Origin of the sequence: Synechococcus sp. CBW1006 (genome assembly GCF_015840525.1) — a bacterium.
Classification (GTDB): Bacteria; Cyanobacteriota; Cyanobacteriia; order PCC-6307; family Cyanobiaceae; genus CBW1002.
The window spans coordinates 1,453,872-1,475,836 of the sequence record NZ_CP060396.1 but is presented as its reverse complement, the minus strand read 5'-3'; the positions used below and the strand labels follow the sequence as shown (position 1 = coordinate 1,475,836).

Sequence of the window (21,965 nt, the reverse complement as noted above, 5' to 3'; positions counted from 1 at the left end):
CAGGGCAGCAGATCGCGCGCTTTGATCAGGAAGCCTCTTGATAGAGCGCTTCCAGCCGCTCGCGTTGAAGATCCACGTAGAGCACCGGCTCACCAGGCTTGGGAGCTTCGGGATGACGGGGCGCCGCTGGGGGACTGGGGCGGCGGAATCCCTGGCTCATCAGGGCGAAGGAGCCGCCGAGCAGCACCGCAAAGACAATCAGATAGAGGATGGGGAACAAGATGTCCACGGGCACTCCGGTGGTCCCTCAGACTAATGTAAAGATCTGTTAACCGTGACCGACGCGCCAGCGACTCCCCTCCTGTTCCTGGTGGTGCTCGGCGGCCGGACGGCCCGCTGCCACGTGGAGCTGCACGATGTGCGCTTTGTGGCGGGCGACTGCATCGAGGCCACCATCCCAGCCCTGCGCGCCCAGTGGTTCGGGCAGCGGCGCGGGCTGCACATCGACAGCTATGTGGCCGTGCATCGCGTGGATGGCTTCCAGGTGATGCTGCAGCCAGAGCCCCAGCAGGCCAGCGCCGAACGGCTCTACTTCGTGAACCTCGGTGCCTACGACCCTCGGCAGCTGGCGGAGTTGCACCAGTTCGGACTGGTGGTGGCCCGCTCACCCCAGGCCGCCAAGGCCAGGGCCAAGAGCCGCTGGCTGGTGGGAGCCACCGAGCAGCACAAAGACGATCTCTCCCTGCTCCAGGTGCTGCCGGAGGCGGACGACTGCCTCCCCCTGGCGCAGGTGGGAGCGTTGCACGTGCACCTGATCCCCGATCCGCAGGGGCGCCATCAGCCCCTGGTGCCCGACTGGTTCGGCTACCGGCGCATCGATCGGGATGACGTCTGATCGCGATCAGGCTGATCGTGATGCCAACGAACGCGATCAGGGCCTTCAGGCCGGCACCACCTGGCGGTAGCCGTTGGCGGTGCACACCTTCAAGGGGGTGTCGAACAGGGCGCTGAGGGGAGCGTCCTGCAGCAGAGCGTCGGCGGGGCCCTCGTTCACCACCCGCCCCTGGTTCAGCAGCACGGCTCGGCTGATCTCGGGAAGGATCGCCTCGATCTGATGGGTGACCAGCAGCAGGGTGGTGCCGGACTGGGCCAGCTGCCGCAGGATCGCCAGGAGCTGGTGCTTCGCCTGGAGGTCGAGGCCGTTGGTGGGTTCATCGAGCACCAGCACCTCGGGGTTGTGCACCAGGGCCCGGGCCAGCAGCAACCGGCGCCGCTGGCCATCGGACAGCTGGGCATAGGGCCGTTCCACCAGATCGGCCAGCCCCAGCTGCTCCATCAGCTCGGCCACCCGCTGGCGCTGGGGGAGGGTGGGCTGCTGACTGCGGCCGATCCCCACCGAGCCGAAGAAGCCGGAGAGCACCACATCAGCAGCGGGCACGCGGCCGACATAACCCGCCTGCAGATCCTGAGACACCAGGCCGATCCGGCCGCGCAGCTGCCAGAGGTTCACCGTCTCGCTGCCGAAGATCCGCAGCCGGGAGCCTGGCCTGACCACGGGGTAGAGCTCGCGGCTGAGCAGCTTGATCAGGGAACTCTTGCCGGAGCCGTTGGGCCCCAGGATCACCGTGTGTTCGCCCAGGTGCAGCTGCAGGGAGAGGTCGTCGAAGACGCGGCGAGGTCCGAGCCAGACCTCGACCGCCTCAAGCTCCAGATAGGGGGTGGGGGTGAGCAAGCGGAGCCCGGACCATCGACCCACATGGTTGCGCACCAAGGCGGAGACAGCTGAAGAGGATCTTTCAGACGAAGCATCCAGCCATAAAATGATGTCTTGCGCAGGACGCGGCTGAGTATGGGATGACAGCTTCCGATTCACCGCTCGATTCCTCCTTCCCAGGCCTGCGGGCCCTTCACGACGCCACGCATCACCTGGGACTGGTGGAGCGGACCCGGCTGGTGATGGAACTCCTCAGCCACTACCAGGTGCTGGTCTGCAACCCCAACCGCACCTTCGGGGTGCTGCTGTTGAGCCATCTTCAGGAGTGGCGTGCCACTGGAGTCAGCCAGCGGCTGGTAGGCATCGCCCACACCAGCAATGAGGGGCGCTCGCTGATCGAGCGGGTCCAGGGGCGCCTGCTGGTGGTCACCACAGTGGCCCTTCAGGATGGCCCGGTCTACGGGTGGTCAGGAGAGTTGCACCGTCGCAGCTCACCCACCAAGGTGCTGATGCTGATGGATGCCGCCCATCGCACCACTGTGAAAACCGCGATCGATGCCGGTGTGGATGCGCTGCTGGTGCAGCACAACATCGGGCAAGGCGCGTTGCTGGAGGCCCTGGAAGCACTGGAAACCGGCCAGCGCTACCTCGATCCGGAGTGCCGGCTCGCCCTGGAAACACGCGAGCGGGCCAGCGACGAGCTCTCGGAACGCGAGATGGAGATCCTGCAGCTCGTAGCAGAAGGCTGCTCGAACCGGGAGATCGCCGGTCGGTTGTCCATCGCCGAGGTGACGGCCCGCGACCACGTCCAGAACATCCTGCGCAAGCTCCGGGTGGATAACCGCACCGCGGCCGTACTGGCGGGCGTGCGGCAGGGCTATCTGCACTGGACGAACACCTGAACACAGGATCAGCCAACGGACCAGGGATGCTGCACAGCACCCCTGCAGTTGAAGGATCCTGCAGAGCCATCCTGCATGTGCGGGATGGAATCGAACGGCGCTGATTGCACTCTGGGATCAAGAGAAATCAGATCCGCCATGAACCCTCTCACCCTCCATCCAGAACTTCCCATCTCGAGCGAACCGATCACGGCTGTGACTCCTGAGATCAGCGCCTACGAATCCCTGGATTCCGAAGGGGATCTACTGGTTCAAGAAGCAGAAGGGTTGCATGCAGACCCCGACCCAACCAGCACCTGGGAAACGCTTTCTTTACCCCCCTCCACAGAGACCCTCCATTTCTCGACGGCAACAGAAAGCATGGGCGGAGCACCCAGCGGAACCCTGCTGCACCACAGCAGGCACTATGTAGGCATGGGTCGCTGGACGAATGCATGGGTGTATTCCACCGGCGCGACGCACATGGCAGAAGGCTCGACCAACCTGGACAAACCCAACTGGGGATCACAACAACAGTCAGGAGGCACCGGCTTTTACGTTCCCAGCGAGATTTACGGCAATTCCCAGGACAACCTCATCGTGGGATACAACTCGGCGAAAACATCAAGTGGCGAGGAGTTCTACCACCACAATGACCGCATCGATGGTGGCGGAGGCAATGACACGATCTATGGCCAAAATGGCTATGACCTACTCCGAGGAGGAAGCGGCAACGACCATCTGCTGGGCGGCAACCACAACGACACGCTCGAGGGAGGCGACGGCCAGGACTTGCTGGAGAGAGGCAACGATCACGACCTGCTCCACGGCGGAGATGGCAACGATCGCCTGCTGAGCGGCACCGGCACAGACACCCTGATGGGGGGCGCCGGGATGACTGGCTGATCGTGGATACGATGGCAGGGAGCGACCAGAACCGCCTGAGCGGCGGCAGCGGCTTCGACACCTTCGTGCTGAGCCCACTGGTGGCACCTGCGCTTCAATTCAATGAAGGCGTGGAAACCGCGTTGTAAGCATTCAGGGGTCGGGACAGCACGCGGCGAACATCGTCTCTGCTGAACCCTTGACGGCGTCCTGATTCCCGTTTGCATCTCAGGCAGAGACTGCTTGAGATGGGCGCCCCTCCTGCTGGCATTTCCGAGGTGGACTGGTTGTCGTGGCCAGCTGGTGCCAGGGAGTTCATCCTGGCTCAACAGGAGGAGATGGTGCAGCTCCGCGTCCAGCTCACCGCCCTGGCGACCGAACTGGCCCATCTGCGCGAGCGGATCGGCCGCAGCTCCCGCAATTCTTCCAAGCCTCCCTCCAGTGATGGCCAGGGGTTTAGGCCGCCCGAACGACGCAAGGGCAGTGGCCGCAAGCGCGGCGGCCAGCCGGGCCATCCCGGATCTGGGCCGGAGCTGCTGCCGATCGAGCGGGTGGATGAGGTGGTCGAGCACCACCCCCAGGCCTGCCGCCGCTGCGGCACGTTGCTACAGGGTCAGGATCCCGAGCCCTTGAGGCACCAGGTGATCGAGATTCCACCGATCACGCCTCTGGTGATCGAGCACCGGCTGCACCGCCTGGTCTGCCCCTGCTGTTCCACCAGCACCTGTGCCTCGTTACCGGCGGAGGTGGAAGTAAGCCATTACGGTCCCCGGCTCAGTGCTCTGGTGGGTCTGCTGGGTAGTGCCTTCCCGTTGAGTTTCAGCAAGACCCAGGCGCTGCTGGATCAGCTGCTGGGGGTACAGATCAGCCGGGGAGCGATGGCCACTATCCGCCAGCGCTTGAGTGCAGCACTGGAGCAGCCCATGCAGGAGGCCCTTGCGTTTGCCCGTCAGCAGTCGGTGGTCTACGTCGATGAAACCGGTGCCCCCACCGGTAATGCTGACGGTGGCAACCCCGATGGCCGGCGCGGCTGGGAGTGGGTCATGGTGACCGCCATGGGGGTGACAGTGTTCTTGCAGAGCCTGAGCCGCTCGGCTGCCGCCGCGATCGACCTGCTCGGGAATGCCTTTGGCGGAATTGTGGTGAGCGATCGCTTCTCCGCCTACAACCATCTCCCGCTGGAGCAGCGCCAGCTGTGCTGGGCGCACGTGATCCGCGATCTCACCGCCATCGCTGACCGTCAGGGCGCCAGCGGTGAGATTGGAGCGGAGCTGCTGGGCCTGCAGCAGCAGCTGTTTGCCCAGTGGCACCGCTACAAAGACGGAACGATCGACTGGTCCACGTTGCAGCAGGGCTGTCGGCCGATCCGCCAGGCGTTTGTGGGCACGCTGCAGCGGGTTGTGGAGCTGGGCTGCCAGCGCGGCGAGCGAACGCCGTGGGCCAAGACGGTGCGTACCTGCCATCAGTTGCTGCAAGTGAGCGATGGCCTCTGGACCTTCCTGGAGATTGAAGGGATCGAGCCCACCAACAACGCAGCCGAGCGTGCCCTGCGCCATTCGGTGATTCAGCGCAAGATCAGCCATGGCGTCCAATCCCGCCAGGGTGCAATCTGCCGCAGCAGGTTGCTCACGGTCACCACCAGCCTGCGGCAACAGGGCCGTGATATCTGGCAGTTCCTGGAGCAGGCCTTGATCGCCCATCATCGCGGCGGTGAGATGCCATCGCTGTTGCCGAATCCCTGAGCCGGCCGTCATCGATCGTGGTGTCTGTGGTCGCTTGGTGATCAGCGATCAAGGGCGGTGAATGCTGCGCGGCTGCGTCACGGCCCCTGAACGGATACACCGCGTTTTCCCACTCCGTCGCCGCAAAGGGGCTGGGACGCGCGAGCATAGTGGCACTTGCCACAGGGAACTTTGCTCTCTCTTCAGCCCTGAATCTGGGACAGGGACTGCTCGAATACCTGAACTCCAACGACAGCACTGCCCCCTCCTACTCACTGCAGTGGAGCAAGGCGCAGATCATCACGGACTTCAACCCCTACGAAGACTCCCTGATCCTCAACCTGCATCCGGACAAAGACAAGCCCCAGATCGTGGCCAAGCAGTTCTCCAGCAACAGCGGAGGCTTCTATGTCATGCAGGAGATCAATGGCGCCCCCGCCTATCTCGCCGATGTCACCTTTGACATGGATGCCATGCTCGCCCACGCGCAGCGCAACGGACTCGGCCATCTCTCCAATACCGACCTGGCAGACCTGGCCTTCTCCACCCTGCGCCGCAGCTACGTGATCGCCGATGGCACTTCATCGCAACTGCAGATGCAGGAAGGCGAGCGGAGCGTGAACCTGGATGGCCTCGATCAGCTGGGCGGCGATTCGATGATCATCCTCGGTGCCCACGGGGCTACCACCGTCAGCAAGGGGGTCAACGGCGTCTCCTCCTTCAGCGGCACAGCGCTCGACGACATCCTGGAGGGTCACCACTCACCCAGCGCCAACCATCCCGACATGAGCCGCGCCGTGCTCTACGGACTCGCGGGGGACGACATCCTCATGGGCGGCGGCGGCTCCAATCTTCTCTATGGCGGGGAGGGCATCGACACGGCCTTCTACGGCTATGCCAGCAACAGCGCCACCCAGGGCATCACGGTGGACATGGCCACCACGGTGGATGGAGCGGTGCTGCTGCACAACGGCATCCGTGAGCTGGGCAAGCCGATGGTGGCGGAAGGTGCAGACCTGGACTACCTCTATGGGATCGAGAACATCGTGGGTTCGGACCGCGATGACATCATCCGCGGCGACCATGCTGACAACCTCCTGGTCAGCGGCCAGGGCAACGACACCCTCGCCGGCCGTGGGGGTCGCGACACCTTCCTGCTCAATGGCGGCACTAACACCATTGAAGACTTCACAGGAGGCGTTGATCAGATTCAGATCGTCATGGAGGCCTACGACGGGGTCAGTTCAGGCTCTGATCTCCTGATCACCTATTCCGAGACGGACGGATTGGGCAGGATCTCCACAACAACTGGCACCAACATTGCGATTCTTGAGGATTTTGATCTTTCTAAGTTTGATATAGCCCGAGATGTCCAGCTCCTCGATGCCAAAGGCCAGGCCCTTGCAGGCACGGGCAGAGTTGAGCTGATCTCCGACGAGGAGCACACAGACCCAGAGTCTGACATGATCACAGGCGAGCCCATCCAGCCGCTCCTTCCGTGGGCCATCCAGCCACTGCTTCCAGATGACGACATCACCGATGAGCTTTCGGATCCAGGCAACGGCTCGCAGGTCGATCATGTAACCGGCATCTTGGTCAACAGCACGGATACGTATCTGATGGCACAGAGTGGCGTGGCGGAGCGCATCGTGATCCCCTACGCCTGGGGACAATCGCTCACGATTGATGGCTTCAATCCCAGCGAAGACGTGCTGGATCTGACCGTCTTCCGGAACGAATCCATCCTGCCGGGATTCATGGATCAGCCCGGCGGCACTCTGGTGGATCTGGGCTTCAATGCTCAAACTATCAACCTGAGCGGGATTATGGTCGCAGATCTGACCCAGGGGGCGGTGCTGCTGAGCTGACTCATCGCGCCCAGGAGGATGCCGATCTCTCCCCTCAGGGGCCGCGAAGGCTTCTGGGGGGAATCAGGACGGGTTGGCCCCTCGGCTCATTCCAGGTCGACGGATTCGAGCAGGATGCGGCTGCGCATCAGCCGGTCAGCATCGATTGACCAGGCAACGATCTGGCTGTGCTTGGCCTGCTCGTCGGCCTTCATCTCCTCCACCACCTCATCGTGGAAACCCTCCAGGTGGCGGACCAGCGTCAGGGCGATCTGCTGGTCTTCGGCGGCGCTGGTATCGAGCTGTTCGATCAGATCGAGCACCTCCTGCACCCTGGCACTCAGCTCCCGGTCGGGCTTCTCCGGACGCTCGGACCTGGCCTGCATGGCGATCAGTTCATCGGGGCTGCCGGGAATGCCGGTCGCCGGCGGCTCAGACGGGTCGGAGTCGACCATTTCGGGATGCACGCCCTCGTTGGGATCAGCGGGCTTGCCGCCGTGGTAGCGGTAACGGCCGCTGCGGCGCTGGGGCTCCCCCGACGAGGATTTCAGCGGCTGATCGGAAGGAAGGCCCATCGTAGAGGGGGGTGTCATTGTTCCCAGGATCGGGCCGATGGGGCGCAGCTGCCGTGTGTGTCGCGGCGGCCAGGGAGGCATCCAGGGAAATGCAGTCTGTGGGGTCAGGTGGGCGGAGATGGCGAGGTCGGCGGAAAGGTCGGCGGTCCGGCCTGACGGTCCAGAAGGTGGAGCAGCAGCAGCTCCAGGCGCTCCAGGCGCTGCTCCATCCGCTCGAGGTGCAGGATGATTCGCTGTTGGGTGGCCGCCAGAGCCTCGCCATGGCGGAGCGTGTCACGGCTGGGCCCGCCGACGGATCCTTCCGCTTTGCCCTGCGGCCACTGACCGCTTTCGACCGTGCGTTGGACCAGGGCCCAGGAGACCCTGCCGATCCCTGCCGATGGGGGGCCGAGCCTCTCCTCAAGGAGGGCCCGGGCCGGGGCGAGGGTACGGAATGGATCTGTGATCACTCCTTCCAACGAAAGGGCTGAAGCGGATCTTTCAGCCGAAGCATCCAGCCATACAATGAAATCTTGCGCATGACGCCGGTAAGCATTGGAGGAAAGCTTCCGATTCACAGCTTGATTCCTCTTTCCCAGACCTCCGTGCCCTGCACGACCCCACGCATCACCGGGGACTGGTCTGCAACCCCAGCCGCACCTTCGGGGTGCTGCTGTTGAACGATCTTCAGGGGTGGAGTGCGACTGGAGCCAGCCAGGGGCGCCGGCTGGTGGTCACCATGGTGGCCCTGCAGGACGGTCCGGTCTACGGGTGGTCAGGGGAGTTGGACCGTCGCAGCTCACCCACCAAGGTGCTGATACTGATGGAAGCCGCCCATCGCGCCACTGTTAAAATCGCAGCCGATGCCGGTATTCACGCACTGCTGCTGCATCACAACAGCGGGCAAGGCGCGCAGCTGGAGAACCCGCAAAGCCAAAACGAAGTTGATCAGGATCTGCCAGGACAGAAGACATCACGCACTCCCCACCTGGGCACAGGCAAGCAAGACTTCTCGGTTTCACTGCGTGATCCTCAATCCCCTTCCACCCATAGGACGTCTTTAAGCTGCTCATAAAGCAGGCTTCACCACCAGCAGGAATTCCCAGGTGTTCTCTCTCGCATCACGAGTCGCTGTGATCACGGGCGGCAACGGAGGAATCGGGCTTGGGATAGCCACCGGCCTGGCCAAGGCAGGGGCTCATGTGGTGATTGCCGCTCGAGATGCCGCGAAGTCCGAATCAGCGCTTCGCGCACTCAGCGCCATCGACCTCGAGGCGATGGCGATCCAGACCGATGTCACCGATGAGCACGCAGTCACCGAGCTGGTGAGGCAGATCGAGCGGCGCCATGGGCGCCTGGACATCCTCGTGAACAATGCGGGCATCACCATTCGCGCACCCGCCCAGGATCTCTCTCTTGCCGAGTGGAACGACGTCATCTGCACGAACCTGTCCAGCACGTTCCTGTGTGCTCGCGCTGCCTATCCGCTGATGAAACGCTCAGGCGGCAAGATTATCAACATCGGCTCAATGCTGTCCATCTTTGGCGCTTCGTTTTCGGCTGCCTACGGAGCAAGCAAAGGGGGTATCCTGCAGCTCACCAAGTCGCTGGCGGTGGCCTGGGCTCCGGACAACATTCAGGTCAATGCCGTTCTGCCCGGGTGGATCGACACCGATCTCACGCGTGCAGGGCGTACACAGATCCCGGGCCTGCACGAACAAGTGCTGGCCCGCACCCCCGCAGGGCGCTGGGGCACTCCAGACGACCTCGAGGGGGTGGCCGTGTTCTTGGCCAGTGCCGCTTCGAACTACATCACGGGTGCCGCCATCCCCGTGGACGGAGGATTCTCCTCATCGATCTGATCGCAGCAGAGGACGGGGCAGCAAACCAGCCATCCCCTTCATCCAGCCGAGCCGCCATGTCAGAGGGAGTGGCTCGAACGGCAGAACAGCATGATGAGAGTGATTGCCAAGCAGCCACACAGCTGGTTCCTCGTTGAGGACGGCACGCGCCTGCCGCTGGACGTGAACTGCTCTCATGGCGCCGTGTCATACGGCTTTGCGATGGAACTCTCTGCAGCGGAAACGGAGGGCTCTATTCATCATGGGAAAGGCTTCATTGCCGATCTCGCGAGGCGAGTCCGGAATTCAGCTCCTGCAGCGCAAGCGAGCAGTTCACCCTATCGCGAAAAACTCCTCGCCAGTTCAGAGCGCAACCAGATGAACGCCGCCATCGCCTCCTGGATCCAGGAACTCGATTGCGAGCCCTGATGCGAGCTCTGAACTTTGCGAAGCAGCGAGAGAGCTCACGTGAACCCTGCACCTGTTTCCTGGGTCCATGTCACCCCATCAGCGTGACACCCATCTCCAGATGCGCAGCCTCCGTCCTTGACCGTCACCCTTCTCCGGGAAAGGTGCCCAGATCCGTGCTGGAGGGCTCGATCGCCGGCAGCCATGTGTTCGATGCACCGGGTCGGTCGGCACGGGGGCGGGGATCACCCATGCCTTTCTGATTCCGCTCAAGGCCGGTCCCCTGCCCGCGGTCCGCGGCGCCGATGACGCCGAGAAGGCGTTCTGGATACCGCTGGCGGACATCTACGCCCACGCAGACAACTTCTTCGAGGACCACGTGCAGATCATCCAGCACTTCATCTCCCGGATCTGAGCAGCTACCGCTTCACTGGAGAGCGTGTTCAACCCTGTTTGGTTGCTTGCTTCTGGCCTGGGTGGACCGGGCCGGGGCGCCTCCTTACTCTCGTGCGGAGAGCACACCATGGAAACCAACCTTCTCTTCGATACCGACAGCTACAAGACCAGCCACTGGCTCCAGTACCCCCCCGATCTCACTGCCATGGGGGCCTACCTGGAGAGCCGCGGCGGCGAGAACCCTGCCACCCTCTTCTTCGGGCTGCAGATGCTGCTGCAGCAGTCCTTCACCACCCCGATCACCCTGGCGGATGTGGAGGAAGCGGAGGAGTTCTGGCAGAGCCACGGCCTCCCCTTCAATCGTCCGGGCTGGGAGCGTGTGGTGCAGGTGCACGGGGGCCGGCTGCCTCTGCTGATCCGCGCCGTACCCGAGGGCAGCCGGGTGCCCACTGGCCAGGTGCTGATGACGGTGGAATCCACCGATCTCCAACTGGCCTGGCTGGTCACCTGGGTGGAGACCCAGCTGCTGCGGATCTGGTACCCCACCACAGTCGCCACCCGCAGCTGGCAGCTGCGCACGATTCTAGCGGCCGCGCTGGAGCGCTCGGCGGATGATCCCGCCGTCGAGCTGGCCTTCCGCCTGCACGACTTCGGCTCGCGCGGGGTCTCCAGCCTCCAGAGCGCCGCGATCGGCGGTCTGGCGCACCTGATCGCCTTCCGCGGCAGTGACACCGGCGCCGCCCTGGTGGCCGGCCGCCGCTACTACGACTGCCCGATGGCCGGCTTCTCGATCCCCGCTGCCGAGCACTCCACGGTCCTGGCCTGGGGGCAGAAGCACGAAGCGCAGGCCTACCGGAACATGCTCGATCACTTCGCCCGCCCGGGAGCCGTCCTGGCGGTGGTGTCCGACTCCTACGACCTCTGGAACGCGGTGGATCACCTCTGGGGAGAGCAGCTGCGGCCGCAGGTGATCGAGGCGGGTGCCACGGTGGTGATCCGCCCAGACTCCGGCGATCCGATGCGGATCGTGTCGGAACTGCTCCGGCGCCTGGAGGCCCGCTTCGGCAGCCGGATGAACGGCAAGGGCTACCGCGTGCTCCAGCACGTGCGGGTGATCCAGGGGGACGGCATCACCGCCCAGACCCTGCCCCTGGTGCTGGAGGCCGTCCTGGCGGCGGGCTTCAGCGCCGAGAACGTGGCCTACGGCATGGGCGGCGGCCTGCTGCAGCAGCTGAACCGAGACACCCAGCGCTTTGTCTACAAGGCGTCCTGGGTGGAGCGTTCGGGCCAGATCCTGCCGGTGCACAAGCGCCCGATCACCGATCCGGCCAAGACCAGCAAGGCCGGCGTGCTCGATCTCATCCACACCGGTGGCACCTACCGCACGATTGTGCGCCCCTTGCCCGGGATCCATCCCGACTCCTGCCTGCAGACCGTGTACGAGAACGGCGAGCTGCTGAACCGCTGCAGCCTGGATCAGGTGCGTGAGCGGGCCGTCCTCGGCTGAGGGCGGCAGCAACAGGTCCATCCAGTTAGCCCTCTTGCCCTGGGGGAGAGACCTTCGCCTGCTCAGGGATCGCCGGCACGCGCGTCCCTCCCCTCGGTGCTGGAGTGCAACAACTCCGGTTGCGGTTCTTGCGCAGCAGAGCTGAACCGGGCATCGCGGCCATGCTGCAACGAGCTGAGCAGATGCGAACGAAGAACAGAAGATTCCGAATACTCTCGGATCGCGCCTGATCCCAGCACTGAACTGCTGTTCTTGCCCATGGGCCCACGCCCACCCCGGCTGGCAAGATGCGATATCTCTTCACCAAGTCCCACAGCCACAGACACCAATCCTGTCCCTGTCGCCGCCAATCGGAACCAACCAATCTGGCAGACGCATGCCATGCAAAAAACCGACGCGGGATTCAACACTCGAATCGCCGGGCCATTCCATCCCCTTGGCAATTTTATTGAAGCCAGCGAAAAGAGCGGCGCAACTGCTCCGCTCCATTTCGATCACACCAACGACCGTGTGCAAAGACGAGCTGTTCTGGATTCCAGTCCAGCAAACGCCTCAAGGAACGCCGGGCATCCTGTTTTCGAGGACAGAAGGCCAATCGCAGATCCAAAGGAGCCTGCCCATCCGGCTCAACACAGCCCCCCACCCGCAGCAGAAAACCGTACTGCCAGCTCACTTTGTTGAGCCTGGAAACCTCAAAATTTTCAATGAGGTCAGTCAGAATCAGAGTGGAACTTTTCCGATGGAAAAACACAACTTCATCCAGATATAGATTGCCAGCAAAAATCATCTGATCCAGATCCTGACCCCACTCAGGAGGAGGAGCATCCCGCAAGTCAGCAGAAAAAGCCACATCCATTTTCTGCTTGATCACCCGCTCACGCACACCTGGGGAGGCCCAGGCAATGGCTCCAGGATAAGTCTTGAGCCAAGCACCAATATGGACATAGTGGATCTTATTCGGAGATATCAAGTGCCGAACAGGCCCCAAAGAATCCACCTGTTCCTTAAGGGCAGGGCTGAACGCCGTTGGCGAATGGCACCACAGATCGCCATTGCCCAGGCGCACAATGGTCATTCGAGTCGGAAAGGGAACCCTCAGCCCGTACAGCAACATCTGCACGACTGGGCCGTCAACAATCCAAATATCCTCACCAATCTGCTTAAGAGTGTCGACGGGCTCGTACAAAAAGCTGGCAGCGCTTTGCATGGCAGACAACCCTGGTCACAGAGATTCCTGGAACCTTGGTAGCAATCCGCCTCCTGCCCCGCCAGGGATTGTGAAACCGCTTCATCCAAGCCCAACTTGTCTGTTGATGTGGGGGTTCGAACCATGCTTGTCCGACCGTTTCAACATGATCTCCACGGAAGTCGGGCAGGATTCGACGGGGGCGTCCCGCCGAGTGGTGTCAATCCTGAGGACCAGGCCAAGCCTTTCTACGATTCAGCCACCGGTGAGCTGGCGCCGCTGCCTGGCAGCGGCACCGCCGGTGAACGCATTCCTGCTCTGGTGCGCCAGGGTCTGCAGAAGGTCGATGGTGAATGGCACCTGATCGCTGCCACACACACCCTGTTCAAGTTGTTGCGCTTCAGGCGATCCCGGCAGTAGACGCTGGCAGGAGCGACGGGATGCAGGGCAACGGCCTTGGCAAGAGTGGCCAGGGGCTCGCTGCTCGATTGGCAACCAACTGCTAGGCAAGCAACGGCACCAAGGAGCGCGGAGCTTGCCACCAAATCCAGAGCATCCATCCAGATGGACCTGTGGAGCATGGCGTCCACGCCTTCAGCGCTCCCGGAGCCCCACTTGAGCCCATGCAAGGCTTCCAGGATTGACTGCAGGACTATGACCCCAGCAGAGCCGTGCACTCCTGACGCTCGTGGCGGGCATCCGTGAGCTGCATGCGCAGACGGATGGTCTCCGCGAGATGCTCGGCGTCGTCCGCAACGCCGCTGAAGCGGGCCGAACCCCAGGTCTGCAGCCAGGGAAGGCCGATGAAATACAACCCCGGACTGTGAGTCACTCCGCGATCATGGGCCGGATAGCCAGCGCCATTGAAGACCGGCAGATCGATCCAGCGAAAATCGGCCGCATATCCCGTGCACCAGATCACCGCAGCGAGGGGCTCCTGGTGGAGAGCCACGCTGTCTGCGCCTGCTGCTGGCGGGTGCCAGCAGGGCTGGTAGGGCGCTTCCTCAGGAGCCTCAATCCCTTCCCGTTGAATGTAGGCATCGATGCTGTCACGGATACGGCAATACACCGCATCAGCCTGATCCAGATTCGCAGCCAGATCGCTGGAAAAGTCGATCTGTCCGTCAGCGAAACCGAGCAGTCGACCATGCAGCACCATGCCATTGCGGGCATGACGTCGCAGGTCAATGTCCCGTCCCCCGTCTCGGCCAGTGAGGTAGTGATTGGTCTTGTGGCGCACCAGCCTGGGCTCGGGGTGCTGATCAATCGGCATGGCGTAATAGCCCATGCGATCCAGCCAGTCGACCACGTCCTTGCCGCGATAGCGGCGCGGTGAGCGCGGTGCTGAGCCCACACTCAGATGCACTCGGCGGCCGGCAAGAAACAGATCCTCAGCGATCTGACAGCCAGACTGGCCGCTGCCGACCACCAGCACGGGTCCGGCCGGCAGTTGGTCAGGATTGCGATAATCGCGAGCATCCAGCTGGACGACGGAGCTGGGCAGCCGCTCCGCCTGGGGATGGCGCTTTGGCTTGTGGTAGCCACCGGTGGCGACAATCACGTGCTCCACTTCGATCTCACCGGCATTGGTGGTGAGCGTGTAGGTGCCGTCACGCCAGCAGAGGCGCTGCACACTCACTCCCTCACGCACATCTGCAGCAATGGCTGCGGCAAATCGGCGCACGTAGGCCACGATGTCGTCACGCACCATGAAGCCTTCCGGATCCTTCCCGTCGTAGGGAAAGTCCGGCAGCCGGCACTGCCAGTTCGGGGTGACCAGGCAGAAGGAATCCCAACGCTGCCGTTCCCAGGCGTGGCCGACCTGGTGCTGTTCCAGCACCAGGGGCCGGATACCACGCCGCTGGAGGCAGGCTGCTGCCGACAGGCCGGACTGGCCGCCCCCGACCACCACGACGGGATGCCTGGGCGGCAGAGGAGCCGAGGGCTGCAAGGGTGACTAATCAAGAGGAGATCCCAGTTTCCCTGCTGGCGACCCAGGGGCCGGTAGCCATTGCAACCTCTGGACGGGCTCAGCCGGGTTGCGACCTCCAGGGATTCGGTCGCATCGGCCACATAAAACAAAACGAAACACGTGGCAGGGTTCGCCCTGGATTCCGCCACCAGACAACCTCACCCCATGCCCGAAGTCACCCGTCCCGCCAACCAGCCGGGCGATTTTCTCGTTGATTACGAAGAGAAAGTCTTTCCTGATGTCCAAGCGGAGCCCGGGGAAAAAGCCCTGGTGACCTTTCACACCGTCGCCTTCGAAGGTTCGATCGGCCTGGTCAATCTTCTTCAGGCCAGCCGGTTGATCACCAAGGGCTTCGAAACCTCGATTCTTCTGTATGGCCCGGGAGTCACGCTGGGGGTTCAACGGGGATTCCCCAAGCTGGGTGATGCGGCCTTTGATGGCCATCTCAACTTCAATGCCCGGATCCAGAAGTTCATGGGCCAGGGTGGCAAAGTCTACGCCTGCCGCTTTGCCCTCCAGGCTCTGTACGGCCACGGCGAAGGGGCGCTGATCCCAGGCATCACCCCCATCAACCCCCTTGATGTGCTTGACATTGTCTTGATGCACCGCAAGGAGGGGGCCTTCATCCTCGACACCTGGACCCTCTGAGATCTCTGTTTCAGACCTTTCGGATGTCTCCCATGGTCAGCACGATCACCGTTGCGGCGGCGCAGATTCGTCCGGTTCTGTTCAACCTTGAGGGGTCCGTGGCCCGGGTGCTCGCGGCCATGGAGCAGGCGGCTGCGGCAGGGGTTGAGTTGATCGTCTTTCCGGAGACATTTCTTCCCTATTACCCCTATTTCTCCTTCGTGGAGCCGGCCGTGCTGATGGGTGCTTCCCATCTGCGCCTTTATGAGCAGGCCGTGGTGATTCCCGGACCGGAGATCAGCCAGATCTGCTCAGCCGCCAGCCAGCACAACCTGCATGTGCTCCTGGGGGTGAACGAACGGGATGGCGGCAGCCTCTACAACACCCAACTGCTGATTGATGCCTCTGGCACGATTGTGCTGAAGCGCCGCAAGATCACCCCCACCTACCACGAACGCATGGTCTGGGGGCAGGGGGATGGCGCCGGGTTGCAGGTGGTGCCGACCGCCCTGGGCCGCATCGGTGCCCTGGCCTGCTGGGAGCACTACAACCCCCTGGCCCGCTTCGCCCTGATGACCCAGGGGGAGGAAATCCACTGCGCCCAGTTTCCCGGATCGCTCGTGGGTCCGATCTTCTCCGAGCAGACCGCCGTGACCCTGCGGCATCACGCCCTGGAGGCTGGTTGCTTCGTGGTGTCGTCCACCGCCTGGCTGGATCCGGCCGACCATGCCGTGATCACTCCCGATCCTTCCCTGCATCGTGCCTTCCAGGGGGGCTGCCACACCGCGGTGATCAGCCCGGAAGGCCGCTATCTGGCCGGCCCACTGCCGGAGGGTGAAGGGCTGGCGATCGCCACGCTCGACACCGCCCTGATCACCAAACGCAAACGCATGATGGACAGTGTGGGGCACTACAGCCGTCCCGATCTGCTGGGGCTGCGGATCAACGCAACGCCGGCCACCCAGGTGGACCCGATGCTGATCCCAGGAGCAGCTCAGGACAGCCACGCTCCGTCAGGCGCCACGGTGCAGGTCGCTTCCGCTGAGGCCCAGACCCATGGCTGATGCCTCCAAGCCGGCTCTGGCCAGCCAGAGCCTCGGGCGTTTCGTGACGGAGCTGCAGGTGCAGGGGCTGGTCGACCCCGCCGTGGCCGGCAACCAGGGGCGCCGCGGTGGAGCCGGTCCATCGGACCATCGCGCCCTGACGATCGCGGGCACCACCGTGATGGTTCCCGTCTACAACGCGGTGTCCCAGGACTCTCCGTTCCGGCTGGAGCAGGCTGCCGATGGAGCGGTTGCCGTGACCGACCGGCCCGGCACAAACCTGGCCGCCGTGGAGCCTCCGCCACAACCACGCTTCTACGGCCTCTCCACCACCGACGGCACCTCCTACAGCGCCATCGCCCTGCTGCATGGCCGCGATGTGCTGGCCACCACCCTGCTCCAGACCTGCATCCGCTTTCGGGATCGCAGTCAGTCGTGCCAGTTCTGTGCCATCGAGCAGTCGCTCGAGGACGGACGCACCCTGGTGCGCAAGACCCCTGAGCAGGTGGCGGAGGTGGCCGAGGCGGCGGTGCGGCTCGATGGTGTGCGCCAGCTGGTGATGACCACCGGCACTCCGAACAGTGACGATCGGGGGGCCCGGCTGATGGCGGAAACGGCGGCGGCGGTGAAGGCGCGGGTGGACCTGCCGATCCAGGGCCAATGCGAGCCCCCGGATGATCCGATCTGGTATCTCCGCATGAAGCAGGCGGGGATTGACAGCCTGGGGATGCACCTGGAAGTGGTGGACGAAGCGGTGCGGCGTCGTGTACTCCCGGGCAAATCGGAGCTCAGCCTGGAGCGCTATGTCGAGGCCTTCGAGCAGGCTGTGGCCGTGTTCGGCCGCGGGCAGGTGAGCACCTATCTGTTGGCGGGCCTGGGCGACAGTGCCCGCGCCCTGATCTCCTGCAGCGAACGGCTGATTGCGATCGGTGTCTATCCCTTCGTGGTGCCCTTCGTACCCATTTCCGGTACACCTCTGCAGCACCACCCGGCCCCGAGTGCCGACTTCATGGTCGAGATCTACGAAGCCGTGGGCAAGTTGCTGGCCGAGTCCGACATCCGTTCGGACCGCATGGCCGCCGGCTGCGCCAAATGCGGCGCCTGTTCGGCCCTCTCCCTGTTTGAAAACGCATCCTGAGCCATCCCCGGTTCCATGTTGTTCATTGATCCCAGCAGCCACGACATCGGCCGCAGCACCACCTCCGCTCCGGCCGCCTTCACCCCCTCGGTGCGCTGGGGCATGGCACTCGATGCCGAGGATTTCCAGCTCTCGCCGACGGCCAGCTCCGAGGTGTTTTCCTTCCACATGCTCGGATCGGGCTCCAGGATGCTGCCGAGCTACTGGGATCTGCGCAGCAGGATCTTCTGCGAGGAGCAGCACCTCTTCGAAGACTCGGATCGCGATGAGCTCGATGCCAGCGCCTACCCGATTGTGGCTGTGTCCCATAGCCATGCCCGCGCCGGTGAGGCCGTTGGTGTGGTGCGGATCGTGGAACTCAGCCCGCGGCTGTGGCAGGGCGGCCGGCTCGGGGTCGATGCCGATTTCCGCCGCCACAATCAGATCGGCAAGGGGTTGATCTGGAAGGCTGTCACCACCGCCCATGGCTGGGGTTGTGATCGCTTTCTCGCCACCGTGCAGCGTCAGAACGTTCCCTTCTTCCGGCGGCTGCACTGGCGCTCGCTCGAGCAACTCGACATCCGCGGCATCTCCCATCACCTGATGGAGGCCGATCTCTCCTATTACCGGCCCTCGCTGGAGCGGCGACCGATCGCCCAGGCGGCATGACCCCCGCCGACCTGCAGGCGCTGACGCTGCGGCTGCGTCAGCACCCAGGCCTGCTGGGAAAGGAGGAGATCCAGGCTCCGGCGCGCACCTTCCCGCCCCTACCCTTTCCCGAACTCGGACCAGCGGCGGCCCTCGGTGATGACGCCGCCCTGATCCCCGGCGTGAGCGGTCCCCTGCTGCTCGCCTCCGAAGGAATGGACCCCCAGCTGGTCGACGACGACCCCTGGTTCGCCGGATGGAGTGGAGTGCTGGTCAATCTCAGCGATATCGCGGCCATGGGCGGCAGCCCGCTCGCTGTGGTGAACAGCCTTTGGGCGACCGGTGAGCAGCATGCCGAGCGACTGCTGGCGGGGATGCGCTTCGCCTCCGACACATTCGCCGTTCCGATGGTGGGCGGTCACACCAATCTGCACAGCCCCTACAACGCGCTCTCGGTGGCTGTGCTCGGAACCACGCCAGGCCCGGTGCTCTCCGCTCGGGCCGCCCGCCCGGGGGATCGCTGCCATCTGCTGGTCAATATCAAGGGGCACTTTCATCGCCATTACCCCTTCTGGGATGCCGCGACTGAGGCGGAACCCGCCCGGCTGCGCCGCCATCTCGCTCTGCTGGTGGAGCTGGCCGGTGCCCGCATCGTGCACGGGGCCAAGGACATCAGCATGGGCGGCCTGGTGGGCACGGCTGTGATGTTCGCCGAGGCGGCACATTGCCGCCTGGAGCTGGATCTTGAGGCGCTTCAGCCGCCAGGCGGTGTGGAGCTCGAAGCCTGGCTCACCTGCTTCCCCAGCTATGGCTATCTCCTGGCAGTGGATCCGTCCCAGTCGGCAGCGCTGCGGCATGCCACCGGGATCGATCCCGATCTCCAGTGCGTGGAAATCGGCAGGTTTCAGAGCGGTGATGCCGAGCTGGTGCTGAGTGCCGCAGGGGCGTGCCAGCGGGTGTGGCACCAGCAGGACCCACTCACCGGTTTTGGCGCCCTGAACGATCTTGGCCAGGAGCATCTGTGACCATGGGCACGGCGATGCTCCTGGGGGGCTGGGAGCATGGCCGGAGCCCTTGCCCGATCGCCTGGTGCCAGAAGTTCACCTCACTCTGCAGTGGCCCGATGGCCTGAGCTCCCAGCTCTATTCACCCTCCACCGTGATCCTGGAGCACCTTCCCCCCGGCGAACAATTGTCCGTCGGCGACTTGCAGACCCGGGGGCTGGAGGGTCTGAAGCAGGCCTCTGAACGGGTGAGGGCACGCTATGGATTCGCCTGCACGCGCACCGATGAGGAGGCCCTGAAACTGCAACAGACCCTGGCGGACTACAGCGCCGACCAGATGGTGACGATCCAGTCGGGCGACTGAAGGGCCCACGACTCCCTTCACCACCCCCACTTTCACTGAACGACCTCGCTCTGATCTGCTCGCTGAGACTCCCCTCGTTGTGACATCGAAGCCACCCCTGCCCCCGTTTGACCGTGACAGCGCGACCCAGAAGGCCCGCATGGCCGAAAATGCCTGGAATTCCCGCGATCCCGCCAAGATCGCCCTGGCCTACAGCGAAGACAGCGTCTGGCGTAATCGATCGGAGTTCATCCAGGGGCGCCAGGAGATCGAGGCGTTTCTGAAACGCAAATGGGCCCGCGAACTCGACTATCGCCTGATCAAGGAAGTCTGGGCCTGGCACGACAACCGCATAGCCGTGCGTTTTCAGTACGAATTTCACGACGACTCCGGCAACTGGTTTCGAGCCCATGGCAATGAGAACTGGGAGTTCGATGACCAGGGCCTGATGCGTCGTCGTGAGGCCAGCATCAACGACGTTCCCATCCGCGAATCCGATCGCCTGTTCCTCTGGCCCCAGGGCCCACGCCCGGATGATCATCCCGGCCTGACCGACCTGGGACTGTGAACCCGGCGGATTCCGACCTGCAGGATCACCCCCTGGCCGGTGCCATCACGGATCTGCCGGCGCTACGGCTGTTCATGGAACACCATGTGTTCGCCGTGTGGGACTTCCTCCTGCTGGCGAAGGCGCTGCAGCGGCAGCTTGCCTTCAGGTCTCGCTTCGCTCCGTTGCCCGGCTCCGGCCCATCGCCCCGTTCAGATGCGGCGGTGGCGGTGATCGATCGGATCGTGGCGGAGGAGGAGTGTGATCAGGCGCCTGCCAATCCTTTAGGTGCCAGCCATCTCAGCCATCTGGAGATCTACCTGCTGGCGATGCGGGAGGTGGGGGCCTGTACGGCACCGATCGAGCAGTTGCTGAGCCGATTGCGGGGGGTTGAGGCCTGGACCTTGAGCCCTGCCGAGCTCGCTGCTGCCCTGGAGGGTCTACCGATCCCCCAGCCTTCACGGCGCTTCATGGCTTTCACCTTTGAGGTGATCGGCTGCGGTGAGGTGCTGCCGATGGCGGCGGCTTTCACCTATGGCCGTGAGCTGCTGGTGCCGTCGTTGTTCCAGGCCCTGTTGGAGCGGGCTCTGATTGCGCCGCAACGGGCTCCCTCCCTGCACTGGTATCTGATGCGGCACGTTGCCATGGATGGTGACGACCATGGCCCTACCGCCCTGGCGATGCTGAGTGAGCTCTGCGGCGGCTGCTCCTCCAGGCTTCAAGCCACCCAGGCGATGGCCCGACGTGCCGTGCTGGCCCGCAGGCAGTTCTGGGATGACATCCACCGGGCTCTGGCCCCGGTGCCGCTGCCCCTTGGATCGAGCCTGGCAACAGCACGACCAGCCATCCGTCGCGCCAATGCTGCCTGAGCGGCATGGCATGAAGCCAGAGGAACGGATCCATCAGGATTCCATGGCTTCAGGATTGGATCGTCATGGACGCGATTGTCGGTTCTTGAAATCTGCGTTGACCCATCACGCCTATGCTGGAATCCGGTTGGAGATGAAGATCACTGTGACCGAAGACCAAGCCCCGCTGGATTACGACCAGGATCAGGTTGCCCAGCAGTACCAGGAAGCCAAACAGCAGCTCTGGCGTTCACGAATCGAGGAGCCGTCACTGATGCGGCTGATCGGAGACTTACGGGGAAAGCGGGTGATCGATGCGGCCTGTGGCGAGGGGTATTTCACCCGTAGGTTGCGGCAGGCCGGAGCGGCAGAGGTGGTGGGCTTCGATATCTCCGAACGCATGATCGAACTGGCCCGCTCCCAGGAGGCCCATGACCCGCTTGGGATTGCTTACCGGGTGGAGGATGCACGCACCGTGGTGCCGCAGCAGTCCTTTGATCTCGTGGTTTCGGCCTGGCTGCTGGTCCATGCCCAGACGCGCGAGGAACTTCAGGAGTTTTGCGACGGAATTGCCTCTCGCTTGCGGCCGGGAGGGCGCTTCGTGACGCTCACAACCAACCCCGATGTTTATTTCTTCAGGCCCAGGCCGGATTACCGGAAGTATGGATTCGAGATGACCCTGGCAGAGCATGTGAAAGGCGGAGCCCCGATTCGCTTCACCATGCACCTCGAGAAGGCCGATCTGGAGATTGTGAATTACTACTTGCCGCTAACGGAGTATCAAGAAGCCTTCCGCAGGGCGGGGTTTCGTGATTTTCAGCTGCATCCACTGCACTTGGCGCCTGACCCCGCTGGTCGTGATGACAGGGCGGATTGGGAGGACTTCTTGAAGAACCCGATCATGATTCTCTTTGATTGTGTCAAGGCGGAGTGACC

Annotated in this window: 26 protein-coding genes and 1 pseudogene; 20 read left to right on the top strand and 7 right to left on the bottom strand. The window is 63.6% G+C overall.

The window, feature by feature from the left end:
• Positions 1–25: 25 nt before the first annotated feature.
• The gene (locus H8F26_RS07005; protein WP_197158522.1) at positions 26–235 is read right to left on the bottom strand and encodes a hypothetical protein; all 210 of its coding nucleotides are present in this window, start codon (positions 233–235) and stop codon (positions 26–28) included.
• A gap of 39 nt (positions 236–274) precedes the next feature.
• Here H8F26_RS07005 and H8F26_RS07000 point away from each other — a divergent pair, with 39 nt between their 5' ends.
• Positions 275–835 (top strand): DUF1543 domain-containing protein, encoded by a 561-nt coding sequence (locus H8F26_RS07000; protein WP_197158521.1) that lies wholly within the window; start codon positions 275–277, stop codon positions 833–835.
• A gap of 45 nt (positions 836–880) precedes the next feature.
• Here the strand turns inward: H8F26_RS07000 and H8F26_RS06995 are convergent, their stop codons facing one another.
• Positions 881–1,672, bottom strand: a complete 792-nt coding sequence (locus H8F26_RS06995; protein WP_197159038.1) for an ABC transporter ATP-binding protein — start codon at positions 1,670–1,672, stop codon at positions 881–883.
• A gap of 122 nt (positions 1,673–1,794) precedes the next feature.
• Between H8F26_RS06995 and H8F26_RS06990 the strand changes: the two genes are divergently transcribed.
• The 4 genes from H8F26_RS06990 (at position 1,795) to H8F26_RS06975 (ending at position 7,009) form a co-directional block, all read left to right on the top strand.
• Positions 1,795–2,556, top strand: coding sequence for a response regulator transcription factor (locus tag H8F26_RS06990; protein ID WP_197158520.1), 762 nt, complete (start codon positions 1,795–1,797; stop codon positions 2,554–2,556).
• 138 nt (positions 2,557–2,694) lie between these two features.
• A complete protein-coding gene (locus H8F26_RS06985) occupies positions 2,695–3,441 on the top strand; it encodes a calcium-binding protein (protein ID WP_197158519.1) in 747 nt (248 codons plus the stop codon).
• A 227-nt stretch (positions 3,442–3,668) separates the two neighbouring features.
• Entirely contained in the window at positions 3,669–5,162 is a 1,494-nt protein-coding gene (locus H8F26_RS06980) for an IS66 family transposase (protein WP_197154297.1), read from the top strand.
• A 149-nt stretch (positions 5,163–5,311) separates the two neighbouring features.
• Positions 5,312–7,009: a hypothetical protein gene (locus H8F26_RS06975; protein ID WP_197158518.1), complete on the top strand. Its 1,698-nt coding sequence runs from the start codon at positions 5,312–5,314 to the stop codon at positions 7,007–7,009.
• 86 nt (positions 7,010–7,095) lie between these two features.
• Here H8F26_RS06975 and H8F26_RS06970 read toward each other — a convergent pair whose 3' ends face one another.
• Both H8F26_RS06970 and H8F26_RS06965 read right to left on the bottom strand, forming a co-directional pair.
• Entirely contained in the window at positions 7,096–7,563 is a 468-nt protein-coding gene (locus H8F26_RS06970) for a hypothetical protein (protein ID WP_197158517.1), read from the bottom strand.
• A 104-nt stretch (positions 7,564–7,667) separates the two neighbouring features.
• Positions 7,668–8,012: a hypothetical protein gene (locus tag H8F26_RS06965; protein WP_197158516.1), complete on the bottom strand. Its 345-nt coding sequence runs from the start codon at positions 8,010–8,012 to the stop codon at positions 7,668–7,670.
• A gap of 269 nt (positions 8,013–8,281) precedes the next feature.
• Between H8F26_RS06965 and H8F26_RS06960 the strand changes: the two genes are divergently transcribed.
• The 5 genes and pseudogenes from H8F26_RS06960 to H8F26_RS06940 all read left to right on the top strand — a co-directional run bounded on the left by H8F26_RS06960 (position 8,282) and on the right by H8F26_RS06940 (position 11,694).
• On the top strand, positions 8,282–8,617 hold the full coding sequence (locus H8F26_RS06960; protein ID WP_197158515.1) for a hypothetical protein: 336 nt from the start codon (positions 8,282–8,284) through the stop codon (positions 8,615–8,617).
• A 31-nt stretch (positions 8,618–8,648) separates the two neighbouring features.
• Positions 8,649–9,404, top strand: coding sequence for an SDR family NAD(P)-dependent oxidoreductase (locus H8F26_RS06955; protein WP_197158514.1), 756 nt, complete (start codon positions 8,649–8,651; stop codon positions 9,402–9,404).
• A 99-nt stretch (positions 9,405–9,503) separates the two neighbouring features.
• Positions 9,504–9,812: a hypothetical protein gene (locus H8F26_RS06950; RefSeq protein ID WP_197158513.1), complete on the top strand. Its 309-nt coding sequence runs from the start codon at positions 9,504–9,506 to the stop codon at positions 9,810–9,812.
• A gap of 140 nt (positions 9,813–9,952) precedes the next feature.
• A pseudogene (locus H8F26_RS19295) lies at positions 9,953–10,206 on the top strand (ADP-ribose pyrophosphatase); the annotation flags it as partial.
• 108 nt (positions 10,207–10,314) lie between these two features.
• On the top strand, positions 10,315–11,694 hold the full coding sequence (locus H8F26_RS06940; protein ID WP_197158511.1) for a nicotinate phosphoribosyltransferase: 1,380 nt from the start codon (positions 10,315–10,317) through the stop codon (positions 11,692–11,694).
• Positions 11,695–11,756: 62 nt separating this feature from the next.
• On the opposite strand, the gene H8F26_RS06935 is transcribed toward H8F26_RS06940, so the two are convergent.
• Positions 11,757–11,954 (bottom strand): hypothetical protein, encoded by a 198-nt coding sequence (locus tag H8F26_RS06935; protein WP_197158509.1) that lies wholly within the window; start codon positions 11,952–11,954, stop codon positions 11,757–11,759.
• Positions 11,955–12,139: 185 nt separating this feature from the next.
• Positions 12,140–12,901, bottom strand: coding sequence for a DUF4336 domain-containing protein (locus H8F26_RS06930; RefSeq protein ID WP_197158507.1), 762 nt, complete (start codon positions 12,899–12,901; stop codon positions 12,140–12,142).
• Positions 12,902–13,024: 123 nt separating this feature from the next.
• On the opposite strand from H8F26_RS06930, the gene H8F26_RS06925 reads away from it, so the two are divergent.
• Entirely contained in the window at positions 13,025–13,300 is a 276-nt protein-coding gene (locus H8F26_RS06925; RefSeq protein ID WP_197158505.1) for a hypothetical protein, read from the top strand.
• A gap of 232 nt (positions 13,301–13,532) precedes the next feature.
• Here H8F26_RS06925 and H8F26_RS06920 read toward each other — a convergent pair whose 3' ends face one another.
• Positions 13,533–14,831, bottom strand: a complete 1,299-nt coding sequence (locus H8F26_RS06920) for an MSMEG_0569 family flavin-dependent oxidoreductase (RefSeq protein WP_197158504.1) — start codon at positions 14,829–14,831, stop codon at positions 13,533–13,535.
• A gap of 186 nt (positions 14,832–15,017) precedes the next feature.
• Between H8F26_RS06920 and H8F26_RS06915 the strand changes: the two genes are divergently transcribed.
• The 9 genes from H8F26_RS06915 to H8F26_RS06875 all read left to right on the top strand — a co-directional run bounded on the left by H8F26_RS06915 (position 15,018) and on the right by H8F26_RS06875 (position 21,963).
• Positions 15,018–15,500: an MSMEG_0572/Sll0783 family nitrogen starvation response protein gene (locus H8F26_RS06915; protein ID WP_197158502.1), complete on the top strand. Its 483-nt coding sequence runs from the start codon at positions 15,018–15,020 to the stop codon at positions 15,498–15,500.
• 32 nt (positions 15,501–15,532) lie between these two features.
• Positions 15,533–16,543, top strand: a complete 1,011-nt coding sequence (locus H8F26_RS06910; protein WP_197159037.1) for a Nit6803 family nitrilase — start codon at positions 15,533–15,535, stop codon at positions 16,541–16,543.
• On the top strand, positions 16,536–17,660 hold the full coding sequence (locus tag H8F26_RS06905) for an MSMEG_0568 family radical SAM protein (RefSeq protein WP_197158500.1): 1,125 nt from the start codon (positions 16,536–16,538) through the stop codon (positions 17,658–17,660). Before H8F26_RS06910 ends, H8F26_RS06905 begins: the two co-directional genes overlap by 8 nt.
• A 15-nt stretch (positions 17,661–17,675) precedes the next feature.
• Positions 17,676–18,308, top strand: coding sequence for an MSMEG_0567/Sll0786 family nitrogen starvation N-acetyltransferase (locus tag H8F26_RS06900; protein WP_197158498.1), 633 nt, complete (start codon positions 17,676–17,678; stop codon positions 18,306–18,308).
• Positions 18,305–19,312 (top strand): sll0787 family AIR synthase-like protein, encoded by a 1,008-nt coding sequence (locus tag H8F26_RS06895; RefSeq protein WP_197158496.1) that lies wholly within the window; start codon positions 18,305–18,307, stop codon positions 19,310–19,312. Before H8F26_RS06900 ends, H8F26_RS06895 begins: the two co-directional genes overlap by 4 nt.
• 64 nt (positions 19,313–19,376) lie before the next feature.
• Positions 19,377–19,655, top strand: coding sequence for an MSMEG_0570 family nitrogen starvation response protein (locus tag H8F26_RS06890; protein ID WP_197158494.1), 279 nt, complete (start codon positions 19,377–19,379; stop codon positions 19,653–19,655).
• A gap of 139 nt (positions 19,656–19,794) precedes the next feature.
• Positions 19,795–20,202 carry a nuclear transport factor 2 family protein gene (locus H8F26_RS06885; protein ID WP_231605519.1) on the top strand — a complete coding sequence of 136 codons (408 nt, stop codon included), beginning with the start codon at positions 19,795–19,797 and terminating at the stop codon, positions 20,200–20,202.
• Positions 20,199–21,050 (top strand): DUF3050 domain-containing protein, encoded by an 852-nt coding sequence (locus H8F26_RS06880; RefSeq protein WP_197158491.1) that lies wholly within the window; start codon positions 20,199–20,201, stop codon positions 21,048–21,050. Before H8F26_RS06885 ends, H8F26_RS06880 begins: the two co-directional genes overlap by 4 nt.
• A 10-nt stretch (positions 21,051–21,060) precedes the next feature.
• Positions 21,061–21,963 carry a class I SAM-dependent methyltransferase gene (locus tag H8F26_RS06875; RefSeq protein ID WP_197158489.1) on the top strand — a complete coding sequence of 301 codons (903 nt, stop codon included), beginning with the start codon at positions 21,061–21,063 and terminating at the stop codon, positions 21,961–21,963.
• Positions 21,964–21,965: the final 2 nt, after the last annotated feature.

Coding starts and splice junctions, on each gene's coding strand:
- H8F26_RS06985 (WP_197158519.1), top strand. CDS start 2,695: ATGAACCCTCTCACCCTCCATCCAGAACTTCCCATCTCGAGCGAACCG.
- H8F26_RS06960 (WP_197158515.1), top strand. CDS start 8,282: ATGGTGGCCCTGCAGGACGGTCCGGTCTACGGGTGGTCAGGGGAGTTG.
- H8F26_RS06940 (WP_197158511.1), top strand. CDS start 10,315: ATGGAAACCAACCTTCTCTTCGATACCGACAGCTACAAGACCAGCCAC.
- H8F26_RS06895 (WP_197158496.1), top strand. CDS start 18,305: ATGACCCCCGCCGACCTGCAGGCGCTGACGCTGCGGCTGCGTCAGCAC.
- H8F26_RS06910 (WP_197159037.1), top strand. CDS start 15,533: ATGGTCAGCACGATCACCGTTGCGGCGGCGCAGATTCGTCCGGTTCTG.
- H8F26_RS06925 (WP_197158505.1), top strand. CDS start 13,025: ATGCTTGTCCGACCGTTTCAACATGATCTCCACGGAAGTCGGGCAGGA.
- H8F26_RS06935 (WP_197158509.1), bottom strand. CDS start 11,954: ATGGGCAAGAACAGCAGTTCAGTGCTGGGATCAGGCGCGATCCGAGAG.
- H8F26_RS06990 (WP_197158520.1), top strand. CDS start 1,795: ATGACAGCTTCCGATTCACCGCTCGATTCCTCCTTCCCAGGCCTGCGG.
- H8F26_RS06930 (WP_197158507.1), bottom strand. CDS start 12,901: ATGCAAAGCGCTGCCAGCTTTTTGTACGAGCCCGTCGACACTCTTAAG.
- H8F26_RS06905 (WP_197158500.1), top strand. CDS start 16,536: ATGGCTGATGCCTCCAAGCCGGCTCTGGCCAGCCAGAGCCTCGGGCGT.
- H8F26_RS06915 (WP_197158502.1), top strand. CDS start 15,018: ATGCCCGAAGTCACCCGTCCCGCCAACCAGCCGGGCGATTTTCTCGTT.
- H8F26_RS06970 (WP_197158517.1), bottom strand. CDS start 7,563: ATGGGCCTTCCTTCCGATCAGCCGCTGAAATCCTCGTCGGGGGAGCCC.
- H8F26_RS06875 (WP_197158489.1), top strand. CDS start 21,061: ATGAAGCCAGAGGAACGGATCCATCAGGATTCCATGGCTTCAGGATTG.
- H8F26_RS06885 (WP_231605519.1), top strand. CDS start 19,795: ATGGCCGAAAATGCCTGGAATTCCCGCGATCCCGCCAAGATCGCCCTG.
- H8F26_RS06980 (WP_197154297.1), top strand. CDS start 3,669: ATGGGCGCCCCTCCTGCTGGCATTTCCGAGGTGGACTGGTTGTCGTGG.
- H8F26_RS06900 (WP_197158498.1), top strand. CDS start 17,676: ATGTTGTTCATTGATCCCAGCAGCCACGACATCGGCCGCAGCACCACC.